Origin of the sequence: Paracoccus tibetensis (genome assembly GCF_900102505.1) — a bacterium.
GTDB classification, from domain to species: Bacteria; Pseudomonadota; Alphaproteobacteria; order Rhodobacterales; family Rhodobacteraceae; genus Paracoccus; species Paracoccus tibetensis.
In genome coordinates this window covers 28,445-45,370 of record NZ_FMVT01000004.1, presented here as the reverse complement: position 1 = coordinate 45,370, position 16,926 = coordinate 28,445, and the positions used below count along the sequence as shown (strand labels likewise).

General features: G+C 69.5%; 15 protein-coding genes. 8 read left to right on the top strand and 7 right to left on the bottom strand.

The window, feature by feature from the left end:
- The first annotated feature begins 30 nt into the window (after positions 1 to 30).
- The 8 genes from BLP73_RS06475 to BLP73_RS06440 are packed head-to-tail and all read left to right on the top strand — an operon-like array spanning position 31 to position 9,105.
- A complete protein-coding gene (locus BLP73_RS06475) occupies positions 31 to 1,191 on the top strand; it encodes an isovaleryl-CoA dehydrogenase (RefSeq protein WP_090742088.1) in 1,161 nt (386 codons plus the stop codon).
- Positions 1,191 to 1,688, top strand: a complete 498-nt coding sequence (locus BLP73_RS06470; protein WP_090741560.1) for a lysozyme inhibitor LprI family protein — start codon at positions 1,191 to 1,193, stop codon at positions 1,686 to 1,688. Before BLP73_RS06475 ends, BLP73_RS06470 begins: the two co-directional genes overlap by 1 nt.
- Positions 1,688 to 3,241: an AMP-binding protein gene (locus BLP73_RS06465; protein WP_090741558.1), complete on the top strand. Its 1,554-nt coding sequence runs from the start codon at positions 1,688 to 1,690 to the stop codon at positions 3,239 to 3,241. The genes BLP73_RS06470 and BLP73_RS06465 overlap by 1 nt, the downstream gene beginning before the upstream one ends.
- Positions 3,238 to 4,842: a carboxyl transferase domain-containing protein gene (locus BLP73_RS06460; protein WP_090741556.1), complete on the top strand. Its 1,605-nt coding sequence runs from the start codon at positions 3,238 to 3,240 to the stop codon at positions 4,840 to 4,842. Before BLP73_RS06465 ends, BLP73_RS06460 begins: the two co-directional genes overlap by 4 nt.
- A gap of 53 nt (positions 4,843 to 4,895) precedes the next feature.
- Positions 4,896 to 6,824 carry an acetyl-CoA carboxylase biotin carboxylase subunit gene (locus BLP73_RS06455; protein ID WP_090741553.1) on the top strand — a complete coding sequence of 643 codons (1,929 nt, stop codon included), beginning with the start codon at positions 4,896 to 4,898 and terminating at the stop codon, positions 6,822 to 6,824.
- A complete protein-coding gene (locus tag BLP73_RS06450) occupies positions 6,821 to 7,468 on the top strand; it encodes a glutathione S-transferase family protein (RefSeq protein WP_175453262.1) in 648 nt (215 codons plus the stop codon). Before BLP73_RS06455 ends, BLP73_RS06450 begins: the two co-directional genes overlap by 4 nt.
- A complete protein-coding gene (locus BLP73_RS06445) occupies positions 7,461 to 8,330 on the top strand; it encodes a hydroxymethylglutaryl-CoA lyase (RefSeq protein WP_090741551.1) in 870 nt (289 codons plus the stop codon). Before BLP73_RS06450 ends, BLP73_RS06445 begins: the two co-directional genes overlap by 8 nt.
- Positions 8,323 to 9,105 (top strand): crotonase/enoyl-CoA hydratase family protein, encoded by a 783-nt coding sequence (locus tag BLP73_RS06440; RefSeq protein WP_090741549.1) that lies wholly within the window; start codon positions 8,323 to 8,325, stop codon positions 9,103 to 9,105. The genes BLP73_RS06445 and BLP73_RS06440 overlap by 8 nt, the downstream gene beginning before the upstream one ends.
- 33 nt (positions 9,106 to 9,138) lie before the next feature.
- On the opposite strand, the gene BLP73_RS06435 is transcribed toward BLP73_RS06440, so the two are convergent.
- From BLP73_RS06435 to aptA, 7 genes are all read right to left on the bottom strand, one after another.
- On the bottom strand, positions 9,139 to 10,122 hold the full coding sequence (locus BLP73_RS06435) for an ABC transporter substrate-binding protein (protein WP_090741547.1): 984 nt from the start codon (positions 10,120 to 10,122) through the stop codon (positions 9,139 to 9,141).
- A 47-nt stretch (positions 10,123 to 10,169) separates the two neighbouring features.
- Positions 10,170 to 11,003 (bottom strand): ABC transporter permease, encoded by an 834-nt coding sequence (locus tag BLP73_RS06430; protein ID WP_090741545.1) that lies wholly within the window; start codon positions 11,001 to 11,003, stop codon positions 10,170 to 10,172.
- Positions 11,000 to 11,914 (bottom strand): ABC transporter permease, encoded by a 915-nt coding sequence (locus BLP73_RS06425; protein ID WP_090741543.1) that lies wholly within the window; start codon positions 11,912 to 11,914, stop codon positions 11,000 to 11,002. The genes BLP73_RS06430 and BLP73_RS06425 overlap by 4 nt, the downstream gene beginning before the upstream one ends.
- Positions 11,907 to 12,683 carry an ABC transporter ATP-binding protein gene (locus tag BLP73_RS06420; protein WP_090741541.1) on the bottom strand — a complete coding sequence of 259 codons (777 nt, stop codon included), beginning with the start codon at positions 12,681 to 12,683 and terminating at the stop codon, positions 11,907 to 11,909. The genes BLP73_RS06425 and BLP73_RS06420 overlap by 8 nt, the downstream gene beginning before the upstream one ends.
- Position 12,684: 1 nt before the next feature.
- Entirely contained in the window at positions 12,685 to 14,136 is a 1,452-nt protein-coding gene (hydA, locus tag BLP73_RS06415; RefSeq protein WP_090741539.1) for a dihydropyrimidinase, read from the bottom strand.
- Between the two features lie 66 nt (positions 14,137 to 14,202).
- Entirely contained in the window at positions 14,203 to 15,432 is a 1,230-nt protein-coding gene (locus BLP73_RS06410; protein WP_090742082.1) for a Zn-dependent hydrolase, read from the bottom strand.
- A 111-nt stretch (positions 15,433 to 15,543) separates the two neighbouring features.
- Positions 15,544 to 16,869 (bottom strand): omega-aminotransferase AptA, encoded by a 1,326-nt coding sequence (gene aptA, locus BLP73_RS06405; protein ID WP_090741537.1) that lies wholly within the window; start codon positions 16,867 to 16,869, stop codon positions 15,544 to 15,546.
- Positions 16,870 to 16,926 lie beyond the last annotated feature (57 nt).

The window sequence follows — 16,926 nt, the reverse complement described above, 5'->3', positions numbered from 1 at the left end:
ACAAGCGTTCAATAACGGGAGGGGATGCCGATGTTCACGCGGGGGATGGAGTTCGACCTGGGCGAGGACGTGAACGCCCTGCGCGACATGGTGCACCGGTGGGCGCAAGAGCGGGTGAAGCCGCTGGCCGCCGAGGTGGACCGCACCAACGCCTTTCCGAACGAGCTGTGGACCGAGATGGGCGAGCTGGGCCTTCTGGGCATCACCGTCTCCGAGGAGTTCGGCGGCGCCGGGATGGGCTATCTGGCCCATGTCATCGCGACCGAGGAACTGGCGCGGGCCAGCGCCAGCGTCAGCCTGTCCTACGGCGCGCATTCCAATCTCTGCGTGAACCAGATCAAGCTGAACGGCACGGACGCGCAGAAGGCGCGCTACCTGCCGGACCTCTGCAGCGGCAAGGCAGTCGGCGCGCTGGCCATGTCCGAGGAAGGCGCGGGCAGCGATGTCGTCGGCATGAAGCTGCGGGCCGAGAAGAAGAACGACCGCTACGTGCTGAACGGGTCCAAATACTGGATCACTAACGCGCCGGACGCCCATACGCTGGTCGTCTACGCCAAGACCGACCCCGAGGCGGGCAGCAAGGGCATCACCGCCTTCATCGTGGAGCGGGGGATGGCGGGCTTTACGACCAGCCCGCATTTCGACAAGCTGGGGATGCGCGGATCGAATACGGGCGAGTTGATCTTCGAGAATTGCGAGATCCCGTTCGAGAACGTCCTGGGCGAGGAGGGCCGGGGCGTTCGGGTGCTGATGTCGGGGCTGGACTATGAAAGACTGGTCCTCTCCGGCATCGGCACCGGCATCATGGCGGCCTGTCTCGACGAGGTGATGCCCTATGTCCGCGACCGCAAGCAGTTCGGCCAGCCGATCGGGTCCTTCCAGCTGATGCAGGGCAAGATCGCCGACATGTATGTCGCGCTGAACACCGCGCGGGCCTATGTCTACGAGGTCGCGCGCGCCTGCGACGCCGGCAAGGTCACGCGGCAGGACGCGGCGGGGGCGGTGCTCTACGCTTCGGAACAGGCGATGGTGCAGGCGCATCAGGCGGTGCAGGCGCTTGGCGGGGCGGGGTTCCTCAACGACAGCACGGTCAGCCGCCTTTTCCGCGACGCGAAATTGATGGAGATCGGCGCCGGCACCAGCGAGATCCGCCGGATGCTGATCGGCCGTGAACTGATGGCGCTGGCCTGATGCGCGCGCTGGCCCTGCTGCTGGTCATGGCCGCCCCTGCGGCGGCGCAAGAGCCGCCGGCCTTCGATGCGGCGCCGGTGGATGCCTGCCTTGCAGAGAACGTCGGAGATGACGGCCGGCCCGAAAGCTGCATCGGCCTTGCCGCTAATGCCTGCATCGAGCAGCCGGGCGGCTATTCGACCGTCGGCATGGGCTACTGCCTCTCGCAGGAGGTGGACCATTGGGACGGCCTGCTGAACGCGGCCTATGGCGAGGTCATGGCCTCGGCCAAGGCGGCGGATGCGGAACTGGCCGAGTTGGGCTCGGCGGCCGAGAAGCAGGAGCCGGCCTTGCGTGAGATGCAGCGCCGCTGGATCGCCTATCGCGACGCGGCCTGCGTTTATGAGCGGACGCGATGGGGCGGCGGCACCGGCGGCTCGACCGGTGCGGCGCAATGCCTGCTGGAGTTGACGGCGCGGCAGGCGCTGTGGCTGCGCGGCTATCAGCGCCAGATGTGATGCTGACCGGGACCGACCACGACGCGCTCCGCCGCGACTTCCGCTGGAGCTTCCCGGCGCGGCTGAACATGGCCGAGCAATGCCTCGGGCATGACCCAGAACGCGTCGCGATCATCGAACATGACGGCGCCCCGCGACCGGTCACCTATGGCGCCTTGACGGCCATGACCGACGCGCTGGCCCATGCGCTGGCCGCCGAGCGGGGCGAGCGCGTGGGCGTCCTGCGCAGCCAGTCCGGCTCGACGGCAGCGGCGCACTTGGCCGCGTGGAAATCGGCGGCGATCTCGGTGCCGCTCTTCAAGCTCTTCGGCCCCGACGCGCTGGAGCTGCGCCTGCGCGACGCCGGCATCCGCACCGTCGTCACCGATTCCGAAGGCCGCGCGCTGCTGGCGCCCTTTTCGGACCTGCGCGTGATCGTGCCCGAGGAAGGGCTGCCCGAGGCGGGGCCGTTCCAGACGCTAGAGACGGGACCGGACGATCCGGCCGTCATCATCTACACCTCGGGCACGACAGGGGCGCCGAAGGGCGCGCTGCACGGGCACCGGGTGCTGACCGGCCACCTACCGGGGGTCGAGATGTCCCACGACCTCCTGGGCCAGCCCGGCGACGTGATCTGGACGCCGGCGGACTGGGCCTGGATCGGGGGCCTCTTCGACGTGGCGATGCCGGCCCTCGCGCTCGGCCTGCCGGTCGTGGCGGCGCGGATGGCGAAGTTCGATCCGGCCGCCGTCGCCCGCCTGATCGAGGATTGCGGCATCCGCAACATCTTCTTCCCGCCGACCGCGCTGAAGATGCTGAAGGCGGCTGATGTGAGCCTGCCGGGGCTGCGCTCGATCGCCTCGGGGGGCGAGACGCTCGGCGCCGAGATGCTGGACTGGGGCCGCCGCGCCTTCGGCCTGACCATCAACGAGTTCTACGGCCAGACCGAGTGCAACATGGTCGCCTCCTCCTCGGCTGCGATGTTCCCCGCGAGGCCCGGCGCCATCGGCAAGGCCGTGCCCGGCTTCGACGTGCAGGTGATCGACGAGGCCGGCGCGCCCACGACCGGCGAGGGCGACATCGCCATCCGCCGCGGCGCGGGCTCCATGATGCTGGGCTACTGGCAGAATGCCGACGCCACCGCGCGGAAGTTCCGCGGCGACTGGCTGGTGACCGGCGACCGGGGCGTGATCGAGGACGGCTATATCCGCTTCGTCGGCCGGGACGACGACGTGATCACCTCGGCCGGCTACCGCATCGGACCGTCCGAGATCGAGGATTGCCTGCTGAAGCATCCCGCCGTCGCGCAGGTCGGCGTGATCGGCAAGCCCGACCCGCTGCGAACCGAAATCGTCAAGGCCTATGTCGTCCTGCGCGCGGACCACGCCCCCTCGGACGCGCTGGCCGCCGAGTTGCAGGACCACGCAAGGCGCCTCAGCGCCGCCCATTCCTATCCGCGCGAGATCGCCTTCCTCGACGCGCTGCCGCTGACGGTGACCGGCAAGGTCATGCGCCGCGAGCTGCGCAAGCTGGCCGAGGCCGAGATCGCCCGCACCACGGAGCCGAACCCATGAAGCTGACCTCCTCCGCGCTGCCCTCGTCCGAGCAGTTCCGCGCCAACCGCGAGGCGCATCTGGCGCTGCTTCAGACCGTGCGCGAGGCGGCCGAGGCCGCGGCCGCCGGCGGTGGGGCCAAGGCGATGGAGCGGCACACCAGCCGCGGCAAGATGCCCCCGCGCGAGCGGGTGGCGAACCTGTTGGACCCCGGCTCGCCGTTCCTCGAGATCGGGGCGACGGCGGCGCATGGCATGTATGACGGCGCGGCGCCTGCGGCAGGGGTGATCGCCGGGGTGGGGCTGGTCCACGGCCAGCAGGTCATGGTGGTCGCCAACGACGCCACCGTGAAGGGCGGCACCTACTACCCGATGACGGTGAAGAAGCACCTGCGCGCGCAGGAGATCGCCGAGGAATGCCATCTGCCCTGCCTCTATCTGGTGGACTCGGGCGGTGCGAACCTGCCGAACCAGGACGAGGTCTTTCCCGACCGCGACCATTTCGGGCGCATCTTTTTCAACCAGGCGCGGATGAGCGCCAAGGGCATCCCTCAGATCGCCGTGGTGATGGGCTCCTGCACGGCAGGCGGCGCCTATGTGCCGGCGATGTCGGACGTCACGATCATCGTGCGGGATCAGGGCACGATCTTCCTGGCCGGCCCGCCGCTGGTGAAGGCCGCGACGGGCGAGGTGGTGACGGCCGAGGATCTTGGCGGCGGCGATGTGCATACGCGCCTGTCGGGGGTCGCGGACTACCTGGCCGAGGATGACGCCCATGCGCTGGCGATGGCGCGGCGGGCGGTGAGCCATCTCAACCGCGTGCCGGTGCAGAACGTCCTCTGGCAGTCGCCCGAGCCGCCAGCTTTTGATCCGGACGAGCTGTTCGGCGTGGTCCCCGCCGACCTCCGCACGCCTTACGACATCCGCGAGGTGATCGCGCGCATCGTGGACGGCTCGCGCTTCGACGAGTTCAAGGCGCGGTTCGGCGAGACGCTGGTCACGGGCTTTGCCCATGTCGAGGGCTGCCCGGTCGGGATCGTGGCGAACAACGGCGTCCTCTTCTCGGAGGCCGCGCAAAAGGGCGCGCATTTCATCGAACTGTGCAGCCAGCGCGGCATCCCGGTGGTGTTCCTGCAGAACATCACCGGCTTCATGGTGGGGCGCAAATACGAGAACGAGGGCATCGCGCGGCACGGCGCCAAGATGGTGACGGCGGTGGCGACAACGGCGGTGCCGAAGATCACCATGCTGGTGGGCGGCAGCTTCGGCGCCGGGAATTATGGCATGGCGGGACGGGCTTACTCGCCGCGCTTCCTCTGGACTTGGCCCAACAGCCGCATCAGCGTCATGGGCGGCGAGCAGGCGGCGGGCGTTCTAGCGACCGTGCGGCGCGACGGGATCGAGCGGGCGGGCGGGTCCTGGCTGCCCGAGGAGGAGGCCGAGTTCAAGCGCCCCACCATCGAGATGTTCGAGCGGCAGAGCCACCCGCTTTATGCCTCGGCGCGGCTCTGGGACGACGGGATCATCGATCCCCGGAAATCGCGCGAGGTGCTGGCGCTGTCCCTCAGGGCGTCGCTGAACGCGCCGGTGGAGCCGACGCGCTTCGGGCTCTTCCGGATGTGACGGTGGCAGCGCCGCATGGGTATTTGGACAACGAAGAAGGGGAGGGCGCGGGGATGTTCGACAAGATCCTGATCGCGAACCGGGGCGAGATCGCCTGCCGCGTGATCGACACCTGCCGCCGGATGGGGGTCGCGACGGTCGCGGTTTTCTCGGACGCCGACCGGGGGGCGCGGCATGTCGCGATGGCCGACGAGGCGGTGCATCTGGGCGGGCCGGCGCCGGCGGACAGTTACCTGCGGGGGGATCTGGTGATCGCGGCGGCCAAGGCGACGGGCGCGCAGGGGATCCATCCGGGCTACGGGTTCCTGTCCGAGAACCCCGACTTCGTCGATGCGGTCGAGGCGGCGGGGCTTCGCTTCATCGGCCCCTCGGCCAGGGCCATCCGGGCGATGGGCCTCAAGGACGCGGCCAAGGCGCTGATGGAGGAGGCGGGCGTACCCGTCGTGCCGGGCTATCACGGGGCCGACCAGGACCCGGCGCATCTTGAGGCGGAGGCGGCGCGCATTGGCTATCCGGTGCTGATCAAGGCCGTCGCGGGCGGGGGCGGCAAGGGGATGCGGCGCGTGGACGATCCGGCGCGCTTCGCCGAGGCGCTGGAAAGCGCGCGGTCCGAGGCGACGACCGCTTTTGGCAATCCGGCGGTGCTGATCGAGAAATACGTCCTCCAGCCCCGGCATATCGAGGTGCAGGTCTTCGGCGATGGCAGCCGGGCCGTGCATCTGTTCGAGCGGGACTGCTCGCTCCAGCGGCGGCACCAGAAGGTCATCGAGGAGGCGCCGGCCCCCGGCATCACGGCCGAGATGCGCGCCGCGATGGGCAATGCGGCCGTGCGCGCGGCCGAGGCGATCGGCTATTCCGGCGCCGGAACGATCGAGTTCATCGTCGACGGTGCGCAGGGTCTGCGCCCCGACGGGTTCTGGTTCATGGAGATGAACACCCGCCTTCAGGTCGAGCATCCGGTGACCGAGGCGATCACCGGGATCGATCTTGTGGAATGGCAGCTGAGGGTCGCCTCGGGCGAGCCGCTGCCGGCGCGGCAGGAGGATCTGGCGATCCGCGGCCACGCCTTCGAGGCGCGGCTTTATGCCGAGGACGTGCCGGCGGGCTTCCTGCCCGCGACCGGGACGCTGGCGCATCTGCGCTTTCCCGAGGGCGCCCGGATCGAGACCGGGGTCCGTCCGGGCGACCGGATCAGCCCGTGGTATGATCCGATGATCGCCAAGGTCATCACGCATGGCGCGACCCGGGCCGTGGCGCTGCGGGCGTTGGAGCGGTCGCTGGTCGATACCGAGATCGCGGGGTCGGTGACGAATCTCGACTTCCTCATCGCGCTGACCCGCCATGACGGGTTCCGCAATGGCGAGGTCGATACCGGCCTCATCGAGCGGGATCTGGCGGCGCTGATCGCCGAACGGGCGGCCGATCCCGGCGCGCGGGCGCTGGCGGTGATCGGCCTCGCGGGCCTTGCCGCGCCCGAGACGCGGGGCGGGGTCACGCTGTGGCAGCCGCTGCGCCGCACGGTGGCCTGGGACGGGGGCGAGGCGGTGCTGGAGGTGCTTGGCCCCGGCGCCGCGCGGGTCACGCTGGAGGGCGCGGCGCACGAGGTGCGCTGGCGGGGCGACCGCTGGTGGGTCGACGGCAACCTGCGGCGCGAGCGGATCGCGCTGCATCCGGGCGGCGTCAGCGTCTTCGGCAGCGGCAGCCTGCATCTGTCGCCGCTGGACCCGCTGGCGAGGGCCGGGGCGGATGCGGGGGGCGACGGGCTGACGCGTTCGCCCATGCCGGGGCTCGTGCGCGCGGTTCATGTGACGGCGGGGCAGGCGGTGAAGGCCGGCGACCGGCTGGCGGTGCTGGAGGCCATGAAGATGGAGCACAGCCTGACCGCGTCCCGCGACGGAACCGTGGCCGAGGTGCTGGCCGCCGCGGGCGATCAGGTCGAGGCCGGCGCCCCCCTGATCCGGCTGGAGGAGGAACCCGCATGATCCGACTGCATCACGTTCCCGGCTCGCGCTCGATGCGGGTCCTGTGGCTGCTCGAGGAGATGGGCCTTCCCTACGAGCTGAAGACCTGGTCGCTGACCGATGGCAGCCTGCGGGGCGGCGATTTCCTCGCCATGTCGCCCGCAGGTCGCGTGCCCGCGCTGGAGATCGACGGCCGGTCGATCTTCGAGTCCGGCGCCATCGTCGAATACCTGACCGAGCGCGAGGGGCGTCTGGCGCCCGCACCAGGCAGCCCTGATCGGGCGGATTTCCTGGAATGGGTGCATTTTGCCGAGACGCAGGCGAACATCATCCAGGCGCTGAACATCCACCACATCTTCCTGCGGCCGGTCGAGGCACGCTCGGTCCCGCTGATGAAGCTGGACACCAAGCGCCTCGCCGCGGCGACGAAAGCGCTGGAGCGGCATCTGGCGGGGCGCGAGACGCTGCTGGATCAGTTCTCCGCCGCCGACTGCATGCTGGGCTTCAACATCGACGCGACCTTCCGCTTCCTGCGGCGCGAGCAGTTCCCGGCGCTGGCCGCCTATGCCGCCCGGGCGCAGGCGCGGCCCGCCTATCAGCGCGCCGAGGCGGCGGGGGGCGGCAGCCTCTTCTCGCAGGATTTTTACGAGCTGCCAGATGGTTGATGCGCCTTACGTCGAAATCTTCGAGATGGGCCCCCGCGACGGGCTTCAGAACGAGAAGCGCCTGATCCCGGCGGCAGAGAAGATCGCTCTGGTCGATCTTCTGAGCCGCGCGGGCTTCCGGCGGATCGAGGTGACCAGTTTCGTGCCGCCGAAATGGGTGCCGCAGATGGCGGATGCGGCCGAGGTCATGGCGGGGATCACCCGCCGCCACGGCCTCCGCTATGCCGTGCTGACCCCGAACCTGCGCGGCTATGAGGCGGCAAAGGCGGCGGGGGCGGATGAGGTGGCGATCTTTGCCAGCGCCTCGGAAGGGTTCAGCCGGGCAAACCTGAATGCCGGCATCGATGAGAGCCTGGCGCGCTTTGCCGAGGTGGCCGAGGCTGCGAAGGCCGACGGCGTGCCGGTGCGGGGCTATGTCAGCGTCGTGACCGATTGCCCCTTCGACGGGCCGACGCCACCGGCCTCGGTCGCGCGGGTGGCTGCTCGGCTGCGGGACATGGGGTGCTATGAGGTGAGCCTCGGCGACACGATCGGGCAGGGCCGCCCCGAGACGATCGACGCCATGCTGACCGCGGTCCTGGGCGAGCTACCGCCCGAGCGGCTGGCGGGCCATTACCACGACACGGTCGGCCGGGCGTTGGCGAATATCGACGCGAGCCTCGCGCGGGGGCTGCGGGTCTTCGATGCGGCGGTGGGCGGCCTTGGAGGTTGCCCCTATGCGCCCGGCGCGGCGGGCAATGTCGCGACGGAAGCAGTGGCGGCGCACCTGGCCTCGGCCGGCTACCGGACGGGCCTCGATGCGTCGGTGCTGGAGGAAGCGGCGGCCATGACGCGCCACATGCGGGAGACGCGCGATGTTTGAGACGATCCGGGTCCGGCAGGACGCGCGCGGCGTGGCGACGCTGTGGCTGGCGCGGGCCGAGAAGCACAACGCCCTCTCGCGGCAGATGATCGACGAGGTGACCGAGGCGGCGGGGCAACTGGCCCGCGATCCGGCCGTGCGCGTGGTGGTGCTGGCGGGCGAGGGGGCGAGTTTCTGCGCGGGCGGCGATCTTGGCTGGATGCGCGAGCAGATCGCGGCGGATGCCGAGACGCGGCGCGCGGGAGCGCAGGCGCTGGCGGGGATGCTGGCGGCGCTGAACGGGCTGCCGAAGCCCCTGATCGCGCGCGTTCATGGCAACGCCTTCGGCGGCGGCGTCGGGATGATGGCGGTGAGCGACATCGCCCTCGCTGCGGACACGGCGCGCTTCGGGCTGACCGAGGTGAAGCTGGGCCTGATCCCGGCGACCATCGGCCCCTATGTCCTTGCGCGGATGGGCGAGGACAAGGCGCGGCGGGTCTTCTTCTCGGGGCGGCTCTTCGATGCGGCCGAGGCCGAGCGGCTGAACCTTGCGGCGCAGGTGGTGGCGCCCGAGGCGCTGGACGCGGCGGTCGAGGCCGAGATCGCGCCCTTCCTGCTGGCCGCGCCCGGCGCGGTGGCGGCGGCGAAGGCGCAGTGCCGTGCGCTCGGGCCGCGCCTTGATGCGGCGGTGATCGAGGACAGCATCGAGCGGCTGGTGGCGGTCTGGGAAGGCGCCGAGGCCCCCGAGGGGATCGCCGCCTTCTTCGAGAAGCGCAAGCCGGGCTGGCAGGAGTGAATACGGGCGCCGCTCTGGCGACGCCCGATCCGCCTAGTTGAAGGCGCGGTCCGTGACCACGGGCGACCACGCCCCCTCGGGCGCCGCCGAGATCACCGGGTCCGAGCCGCCCGAGAGCAGCGTGTCGACCGTGCGCTGGTAGTCGGCCTCGTCCAGCGTGCCGTCCGAGCCCTCCAGCAGCAGCGCGATCTCGCGCATCATGCGGGCCTGGTGCTCCATCGTCTGCGCGCCGGTCTCGTCGTTCTCCAGCACGATCTCGGCCGCCTCGTCCGGGTTCGCGGCGGCGTATTCCCAGCCCTTCATGCTGGCGCGCACGAAGCGGGCGAGGCGATCGACCATCGCGTCGTCCTCGAGCGTCGATTCCAGCACGTAGAGCCCGTCTTCCAGCGTGGCGACGCCCTGATCCTCGTACTTGAAGGTCACGAGGTCGTCCTCGGAGAGGCCGGCATCCAGCACCTGGCCGTATTCGTTATAGGTCATGGTGCTGATGCAGGCGGCCTGCTTCTGCAGCAGCGGATCGACGTTGAAGCCCTGCTTGAGAACCGTGACGCCACCCTCGCCGCCCTCGGTCGAGAGGCCGAGCGTGTTCATCCAGCTGAGGAACGGATACTCGTTCCCCGAGAACCAGACGCCAAGCGTCTTGCCGGCGAAATCCGTCTCGGGGTTCTGGATGCCCGTCTCGGCGAGGCAGGTCAGCATCATTCCCGAGGACTTGAAGGGCTGGGCGATGTTGACCAGCGGCAGGCCGCGTTCCCGCGCCGCCAGCGCCGCCGGCATCCATTCGACGATCACGTCCGCGCCGCCACCGGCCAGCACCTGCGTCGGCGCGATGTCCGGCCCGCCGGGCAGGATGGTGACGTCCAGCCCCTCTTCCTCGTAGAAGCCCTGCGCCTGCGCGACGTAGTAGCCGGCGAACTGGGCCTGCGTGACCCATTTCAGCTGCAGCGTCAGCTCGTCCGCGGATGCGCCGCCCGCCAGCAGCGCAAGGCCGGCGGCGGTGATCATCAGTTTCTTCATCTTTCTCTCCTGTTGGTGGGCCCGTGTTGACATAACTTGAGCCCGGGTCAGCCGCGCTGCGACGGGTGCCAGAAGGTCACCTTCTTTTCCGCAAGCGCGACAATGCCATAGAACAAGGTGCCCGCAAGGGCGGCAACCACGATCTCGGCCCAGACCAGCGGCAGGTCCAGCCGCCCCACGGCGGTCGAGATGCGGAACCCCATGCCGCGGGTCGGGCTGCCGAAGAACTCGGCCACGATGGCGCCGATCAGCGCCAGCGTCGTGGTGATCTTCAGCCCGTTGAAGAGGAAGGGCATGGCGGCGGGCAGGCGCAGTTTCCACAGGCTGGCGCCATAGGGCGCAGCCCAGGAGGCCATCAGGTCGCGCTGCAGCGCATCCGTCGCCTTGAGCCCCGCGACCATGTTCACGAGGATCGGGAAGAAGACCATCACCACGACCACGGCGGCCTTGGACTGCCAGTCGAAGCCGAACCACATCACCAGGATCGGCGCGATGCCGACAATGGGCAGGGCGGCGACGAAATTGCCGATGGGCAGCAGGCCGCGCTGCAGGAAGGGGCTGCGGTCGATGGCGATGGCGGTCAGGATCGCGGCGAAGGCGCCGATCACCCAGCCCATCAGCGCGCCGCGCAGGATGGTCTGCACGAAGTCCGTCCAGAGGATGCTGCGGTTCGCCGCGAAGCTGGCGGCGATCTGGCTGGGCGCGGGCAGGATGACCGTTGGGATCTGGTAGATCCGCACCGCCATCTCCCACAGCAGGATCAGCGTCAGGCCGAAGACGGCGGCGATCAGCCCCCGGCTGAGGCGCGTGTTGATCCGCGCCAGCCAGACGTTCAGCGCGATGCCGCCCAGCCAGACGCCCAGGATCGGCAGCGCGCTCATCGCGCCAACCCCATGCGCGAGAGGACCGTGCGCTCGATCAGCCCGATCAGCGCGACCAGCACGGCGGCGAGGATCGCGGCGGCGAAGAGCGCCGACCAGATCTGCACCGTCTGCCCGTAATAGCTGCCCGACAGCAGCCGCGCCCCGAGGCCGGCGGTGGCTCCCGCCGGCAGCTCGCCGACGATGGTGCCGACCAGCGCGGCCGCGATGGCGACCTTCAGCGAGGCGAAGAGATAGGGCAGGGACGAGGGCAGGCGCAGGTTCCAGAAGACGCGGGTCTTCGGCGCGCTCCAGGACCGCATCAGGTCCAGCTGCATCCCGTCCGGCGTCCTGAGCCCCTTCACCATCCCGACCAGCACCGGAAAGAACGAGAGCCACGCCGCGATGATCGCCTTCGGCAGAAGCCCGGTGACGCCGACCGAGGCCAGCACCACGATCACCATCGGCGCGATGGCGAGGATCGGCACGGTCTGGCTGGCCACGGCCCAAGGCATCACCGACAGGTCCATCACCCGGCTGTGCACGATCCCCACCGCCAGCACGATGCCAAGCGCGGTGCCGATCCCGAAGCCCGCCAGCGTCGCCGACAGCGTGACCCAAGCATGCCAGACGAGGCTGCGGCGCGAGGTGACGGCTTGGCCCGCCACCCCCTCCCACAGCCCCTGCGCCACCTGGTGCGGGGCGGGCAGGACTGGGCGATCCTGCGTCAGGGTCCGGCTCACCAGTTCCGAGGTCGTCAGCTGGACGCCCGCGCGGGCCGCCTGATCCCGCTCCCACGCGGCGTTCATGCGGATCGCGCCCAGATACCAGACGGCCACGATCACCAGCAGCACGGTCAGGATCGGCAGCAGATCGCCCGTATGCAGCCGCAGCCGCCGGGCCTGCGGCGCGTTCAGCACCGCGTCAGTCATAGCCATGTCCCTCGCGCAGCCCCTCGCGGACCTCGTGGGCGAGCGCGATGAACTCGGGCGTGTCGCGGATCTCCAGCGGGCGCTCGGGCGGCAGGGGGCTGTCGATGACCTTGGTGATCCGCCCCGGCCGCGGCGACATGACCACGATCTTGGTCGAAAGATACACCGCCTCGGGGATCGAGTGGGTGACGAAGCCGATGGTCTTGCCGGTCTTGCGCCACAGCGCCAGCAGCGCCTCGTTCAGCCGGTCGCGCACGATCTCGTCCAGCGCCCCGAAGGGCTCGTCCATCAACAGGATATCCGCGTCGAAGGCCAAAGCCCGCGCGATGGAGGCGCGCTGTTGCATCCCGCCCGAGAGCTGCCAGGGAAACTTGCCCGCAAAGCCCGTTAGCTCGACCAGATCGAGGACGCGGGCGACCCGCTCAGCCCGCTCGCTGCGCGAAAAGCCCATGATTTCAAGCGGCAGCGAGATATTCCCCGAAATCGTCCGCCACGGATAAAGCCCCGGTGCCTGAAAGACAAAGCCGTAAGCCCGCGCCCGCCGCGCGGCGTCCGGCTCCATCCCGTTGACGCTCAGCCGGCCCGAGGTCGGCGTCTCCAGCGCCGCGACCGAACGCAGGAAGGTCGTCTTCCCGCAGCCCGAGGGGCCGATGAAGCTGACGAACTCGCCCGGCGCGATGGCCAGATCCACGTCCTTCAGCGCATGGACCGGCCCGTCCGCGGTCTGGAAGGTCAGGCTGACGCGCTGCGCCTCGATGACGGCGTCCAACTCAGACCCCGCTCGCCGGAATGCCGCTGCGCTCGACCGGGCGCGGGGCCGTCAGCGCCTTCCACTCGGACAGCGCCCGGTTCACCGTCCCGCGCGGCTCGCGGGCGACGAATTCGCCATGCCCCTCCCGGCTGTCGACCTTGCCCTCGGTCACCGCGACCACGCCGCGCGTCAGCGTGAAGCGCGGCAGGCCCTTCACGCGCTGGCCCTCGAAGACGTTGTAGTCGATGGCCGATTGCTGCATGCCGGCGCTGATCACCTTCTCGGCCTCCGGGTCCCATACCACCAGGTCCGCATCGCTGCCGACCAGCACCGCGCCCTTCCTGGGATACATCCCGAGGATCTTGGCGATATTCGCCGAGGTCGCCGCCACGAACTCGTTCGGCGTCAGCCGCCCCGTGCCGACGCCATGCGTCCAGAGCACCGGCATCCGGTCCTCCAGTCCGCCGGTCCCGTTCGGGATCTTGGTGAAATCGCCCACGCCATAGCGCTTCTGCTCGGTCGTGAAGGCGCAGTGATCCGTCGCCACCACCGACAGGCTGCCCGATTGCAACCCCGCCCAGAGACTGTCCTGATGCAGCTTGTTGCGGAAGGGCGGCGACATCACCCGCCGCGCGGCATGGTCCCAGTCCGCGTTGAAGTATTCGCTCTCGTCCAGCACCAGGTGCTGGATCAGGGGCTCGCCCCACACGCGCTTGCCCTGCGCCCGCGCCCGGCGGATCGCCTCATGCGCGTCCTCGCAGCTGACATGGACGACGTAGAGCGGCACCCCCGCCATGTCCGCGACCATGATCGCCCGGTTCGTCGCCTCGCCCTCGACCTGCGGGGGTCGGGAATAGGCATGGGCCTCGGGCCCGGTGTTTCCCTCGGCCAGCAGCCGCGCCGACAGCTCGGCCACGACATCGCCATTCTCGGCATGGACCATCGCGATCCCGCCCAGATCGCCCACCCGGCGGAAGCTGGCGAACAGCTCGTCGTCATTCACCATCAGGGCGCCCTTGTAGGCCATGAAATGCTTGAAGCTGGTGATCCCGCGATCCACCACGGCCTGCATCTCGTCAAAGACCTGCTCGCCCCACCAGGTCACCGCCATGTGGTAGCTGTAGTCGCAATGCGCGCGGCCCGACTTGTTGTCCCACATCTGCAGCGCGTTCAGCAGCCCCTGGCCGGGCGAGGGCAGGGCGAAGTCCACCACCATCGTGGTCCCGCCCGCCAAGGCCGCGCGGGTCCCGCTCTCGAAGTCGTCGGCCGAGTAGGTGCCCATGAAGGGCATCTCCAGATGCGTGTGCGGGTCGATCCCGCCCGGCATGATGTAGCAGCCCGAGGCGTCCAGCACCTCGTCCCCCACCAGCCCTTCGCCGATGGCCGCGATCCGCCCGCCCTCGATCAGCACATCTGCCTTGTAGCTCAGATCCGCCGTGACGACCGTGCCGCCCCTGATGACCGTGCTCATCCCGCCCTCTTCTTCGTTGTCCAAATACCCTTGGGATCCGGGGGTGAAACCCCCGGCGACCGTGCGTCAGCGCACCACTTCGGCCGCTTCCAGCACCGCGTGCAGCAGCACGTCGCAACCCGCCTTCGCCCAATCCGGCGTGATTTCCTCGGCCTCGTTGTGGCTAAGGCCTCCCACGCAGGGGCACATGATCATCACTGTCGGCGCGACGCGGTTGATCCAGCAGGCGTCGTGACCCGCGCCCGAGACGATGTCCATATGCGTCAGCCCCAGCCCTTCGGCCGCCCGCCGCACGGTGGCGACCAGCCCCGGATCGAAGGTCACGGGATCGAAATGCCCGACCGGCTCTATCTCGATCCCGAGGCCAAGTTCAGCAGCAATCTTAGATGCTTCCAGCTCCAACTTCGAGCGCATCGAGGTGAGCTTGCCCAGGTCCGGCGAGCGGAAGTCGATGGTGAAGACGGCCTTGCCCGGGATCACGTTGCGGCTGTTCGGCCAGACATTCGCCTGGCCGACTGCGCCCACGGCGTTCGGCTGGTGGTCCATCGCGATTCGGTGCACCGCCTCGATGATCCGCGCCATGCCGAGGCCGGCGTTCACCCGCATCCCCATCGGCGTCGAGCCGGTATGCGCGTCCTTGCCGGTCAGCGTGACCTGCAGCCACCAGAGGCCCTGCCCATGCGTCACGACGCCGATCTCGCGCCCCTCGGCCTCGAGAATCGGGCCCTGCTCGATGTGATACTCGAACATCGCGTGGATCTTGCGCGCCCCGGGCGCCTCGTCGCCGCGCCAGCCGATGCGGTCCAGCTCGTCCCCGAAGCGCTTGCCCTCGGCGTCCACGCGGCTGTTGGCGTAATCCTCGTCATGCACGCCCGCGAAGACGCCCGAGGCCAGCATGGCGGGGGCGAAGCGTGCGCCTTCCTCGTTGGTCCAGTTCACCACCACGATGGGCCGGCGCGTGCGGATGCCAAGATCGCGGATCGAGCGCACGACCTCCAGCCCCGCCAGCACGCCGAGAACGCCGTCATACTTCCCGCCGGTCGGCTGCGTGTCGAGATGGCTGCCGATATAGACCGGGTCCAGATCCGGCTCGGCCCCCTCGTGGCGCATGAACATGTTGCCCATCCGGTCGAGGCCCATGCTCATTCCCGCCGCCTCGCACCAGGACCGGAACAGGGCGCGCCCTTCGGCGTCGGCATCGGTCAAGGTCTGGCGGTTGTTGCCGCCGGCGATGCCGGGGCCGATCTTCGCCATCTCCATGAGGCTGTCCCACAGCCGCTGGCCGTCCACCGTCATGTTGGTGGCCGCGTGGCCAGCCGTCATCAGCGCGCTCTCGTCGCTCATTCGTCGTCCTTCCTGTCGGGCCGCCCCGTCTTGGTGCGGGGTGGGCTGGATGGGTGGCGGCGCTTACGCCGCGTTCTTCAGCACGTCGCCGAGCGTGCCGATCAGCTCGTCGATCTGGTCCTTCGAGATGATCAGCGGCGGCGACATCGCGATGATGTCGCCGGTCACGCGGATCAGGATGCCGGCCTCGAAGGCCTTTACGAAGATGTCGAAGGCGCGCTTGCCCGGCTGGCCCTCGATCGGGGCCAGTTCGACCGCGCCGATGAGGCCCATGTTGCGGATGTCGACGACATGGGGGTGATCCGCGAGGCTGTGGATCGCCTCCTGCCAGTGATGCTCCAGCTCGGAGGCGCGGGTCAGCAGGCCCTCCTCGGCATAGGTGTCCAGCGTCGCGATGGCGGCGGCGCAGCTGACCGGGTTGCCGGAATAGGTGTAGCCGTGGAACAGCTCGATGATGTGCTCGGGACCCTGCATGAAGGCGTCGTGGATCGCGGCCGAGGTCAGCACGGCGCCCATCGGGATGACGCCGTTCGTGAGGCCCTTGGCGCAGGTGATCATGTCGGGAACGACGCCGAAATGCTGCGCGGCGAAGGGGCTGCCGAGGCGGCCGAAGCCGGTGATGACCTCGTCGAAGATCAAGAGGATGCCGTGCTTGCGCGTGAGCTCGCGCAGCTTCTGCAGATAGCCCTTGGGCGGCATCAGGACGCCGGTGGAGCCGGCCATCGGCTCGACGATGACGGCCGCGATGGTCTCGGCGCCGTGCAGCGCGACCAGGCGCTCCAGCTCGTCGGCGAGGTGGGCGCCATGCTCGGGCTGGCCGCGGGTCATGCGGTTCTCGGGCAGGTGGGTGTGGGGCAGGTGGTCGACGCCCGCCAGCAGCGTGCCGAAATGACGGCGGTTGTTCACGATCCCGCCGACCGAGATGCCGCCGAAGCCGACGCCGTGATAGCCGCGCTCGCGCCCGATCAGCCGCGTCCGGGCGCTGTCGCCGCGGGCGCGGTGATAGGCGAGCGCGATCTTCAGCGCCGTATCAACGGCTTCCGAGCCGGAGTTGCAGTAGAAGACATGCTCCATCCCCTCGGGCGCGATGTCCACGATGCGGTTCGCCAGCTCGAAGGCCAGCGGGTGCCCCATCTGGAAGGCAGGTGCGTAGTCGAGAACGCCGATCTGCGACTGCACCGCTTCGGTGATCTTCGGGCGGCAGTGGCCGGCGTTGCAGCACCACAGGCCCGCGGTCCCGTCCAGGATCTGGCGCCCGTCGGCCGCGGTGTAGTGCATGTCCTGCGCCTCGGTCAGCATCCGGGGCGCCGACTTGAACTGCCGGTTCGCCGTGAACGGCATCCAGAAGGCGCGCAGGTCGTTGGGGGCGGGCTTGCGGTCGAGCGGCATGAACAGGGAACCTCGCGGAATATTGACCAGATGGTCAGGATCAGGCTAGCACGGGGC

Coding starts and splice junctions, on each gene's coding strand:
- BLP73_RS06470 (WP_090741560.1), top strand. CDS start 1,191: ATGCGCGCGCTGGCCCTGCTGCTGGTCATGGCCGCCCCTGCGGCGGCG.
- hydA (WP_090741539.1), bottom strand. CDS start 14,136: ATGAGCACGGTCATCAGGGGCGGCACGGTCGTCACGGCGGATCTGAGC.
- BLP73_RS06450 (WP_175453262.1), top strand. CDS start 6,821: ATGATCCGACTGCATCACGTTCCCGGCTCGCGCTCGATGCGGGTCCTG.
- BLP73_RS06455 (WP_090741553.1), top strand. CDS start 4,896: ATGTTCGACAAGATCCTGATCGCGAACCGGGGCGAGATCGCCTGCCGC.
- BLP73_RS06440 (WP_090741549.1), top strand. CDS start 8,323: ATGTTTGAGACGATCCGGGTCCGGCAGGACGCGCGCGGCGTGGCGACG.
- BLP73_RS06425 (WP_090741543.1), bottom strand. CDS start 11,914: ATGACTGACGCGGTGCTGAACGCGCCGCAGGCCCGGCGGCTGCGGCTG.
- BLP73_RS06475 (WP_090742088.1), top strand. CDS start 31: ATGTTCACGCGGGGGATGGAGTTCGACCTGGGCGAGGACGTGAACGCC.
- BLP73_RS06435 (WP_090741547.1), bottom strand. CDS start 10,122: ATGAAGAAACTGATGATCACCGCCGCCGGCCTTGCGCTGCTGGCGGGC.
- aptA (WP_090741537.1), bottom strand. CDS start 16,869: ATGCCGCTCGACCGCAAGCCCGCCCCCAACGACCTGCGCGCCTTCTGG.
- BLP73_RS06410 (WP_090742082.1), bottom strand. CDS start 15,432: ATGACGGTGGACGGCCAGCGGCTGTGGGACAGCCTCATGGAGATGGCG.
- BLP73_RS06445 (WP_090741551.1), top strand. CDS start 7,461: ATGGTTGATGCGCCTTACGTCGAAATCTTCGAGATGGGCCCCCGCGAC.
- BLP73_RS06430 (WP_090741545.1), bottom strand. CDS start 11,003: ATGAGCGCGCTGCCGATCCTGGGCGTCTGGCTGGGCGGCATCGCGCTG.
- BLP73_RS06465 (WP_090741558.1), top strand. CDS start 1,688: ATGCTGACCGGGACCGACCACGACGCGCTCCGCCGCGACTTCCGCTGG.
- BLP73_RS06460 (WP_090741556.1), top strand. CDS start 3,238: ATGAAGCTGACCTCCTCCGCGCTGCCCTCGTCCGAGCAGTTCCGCGCC.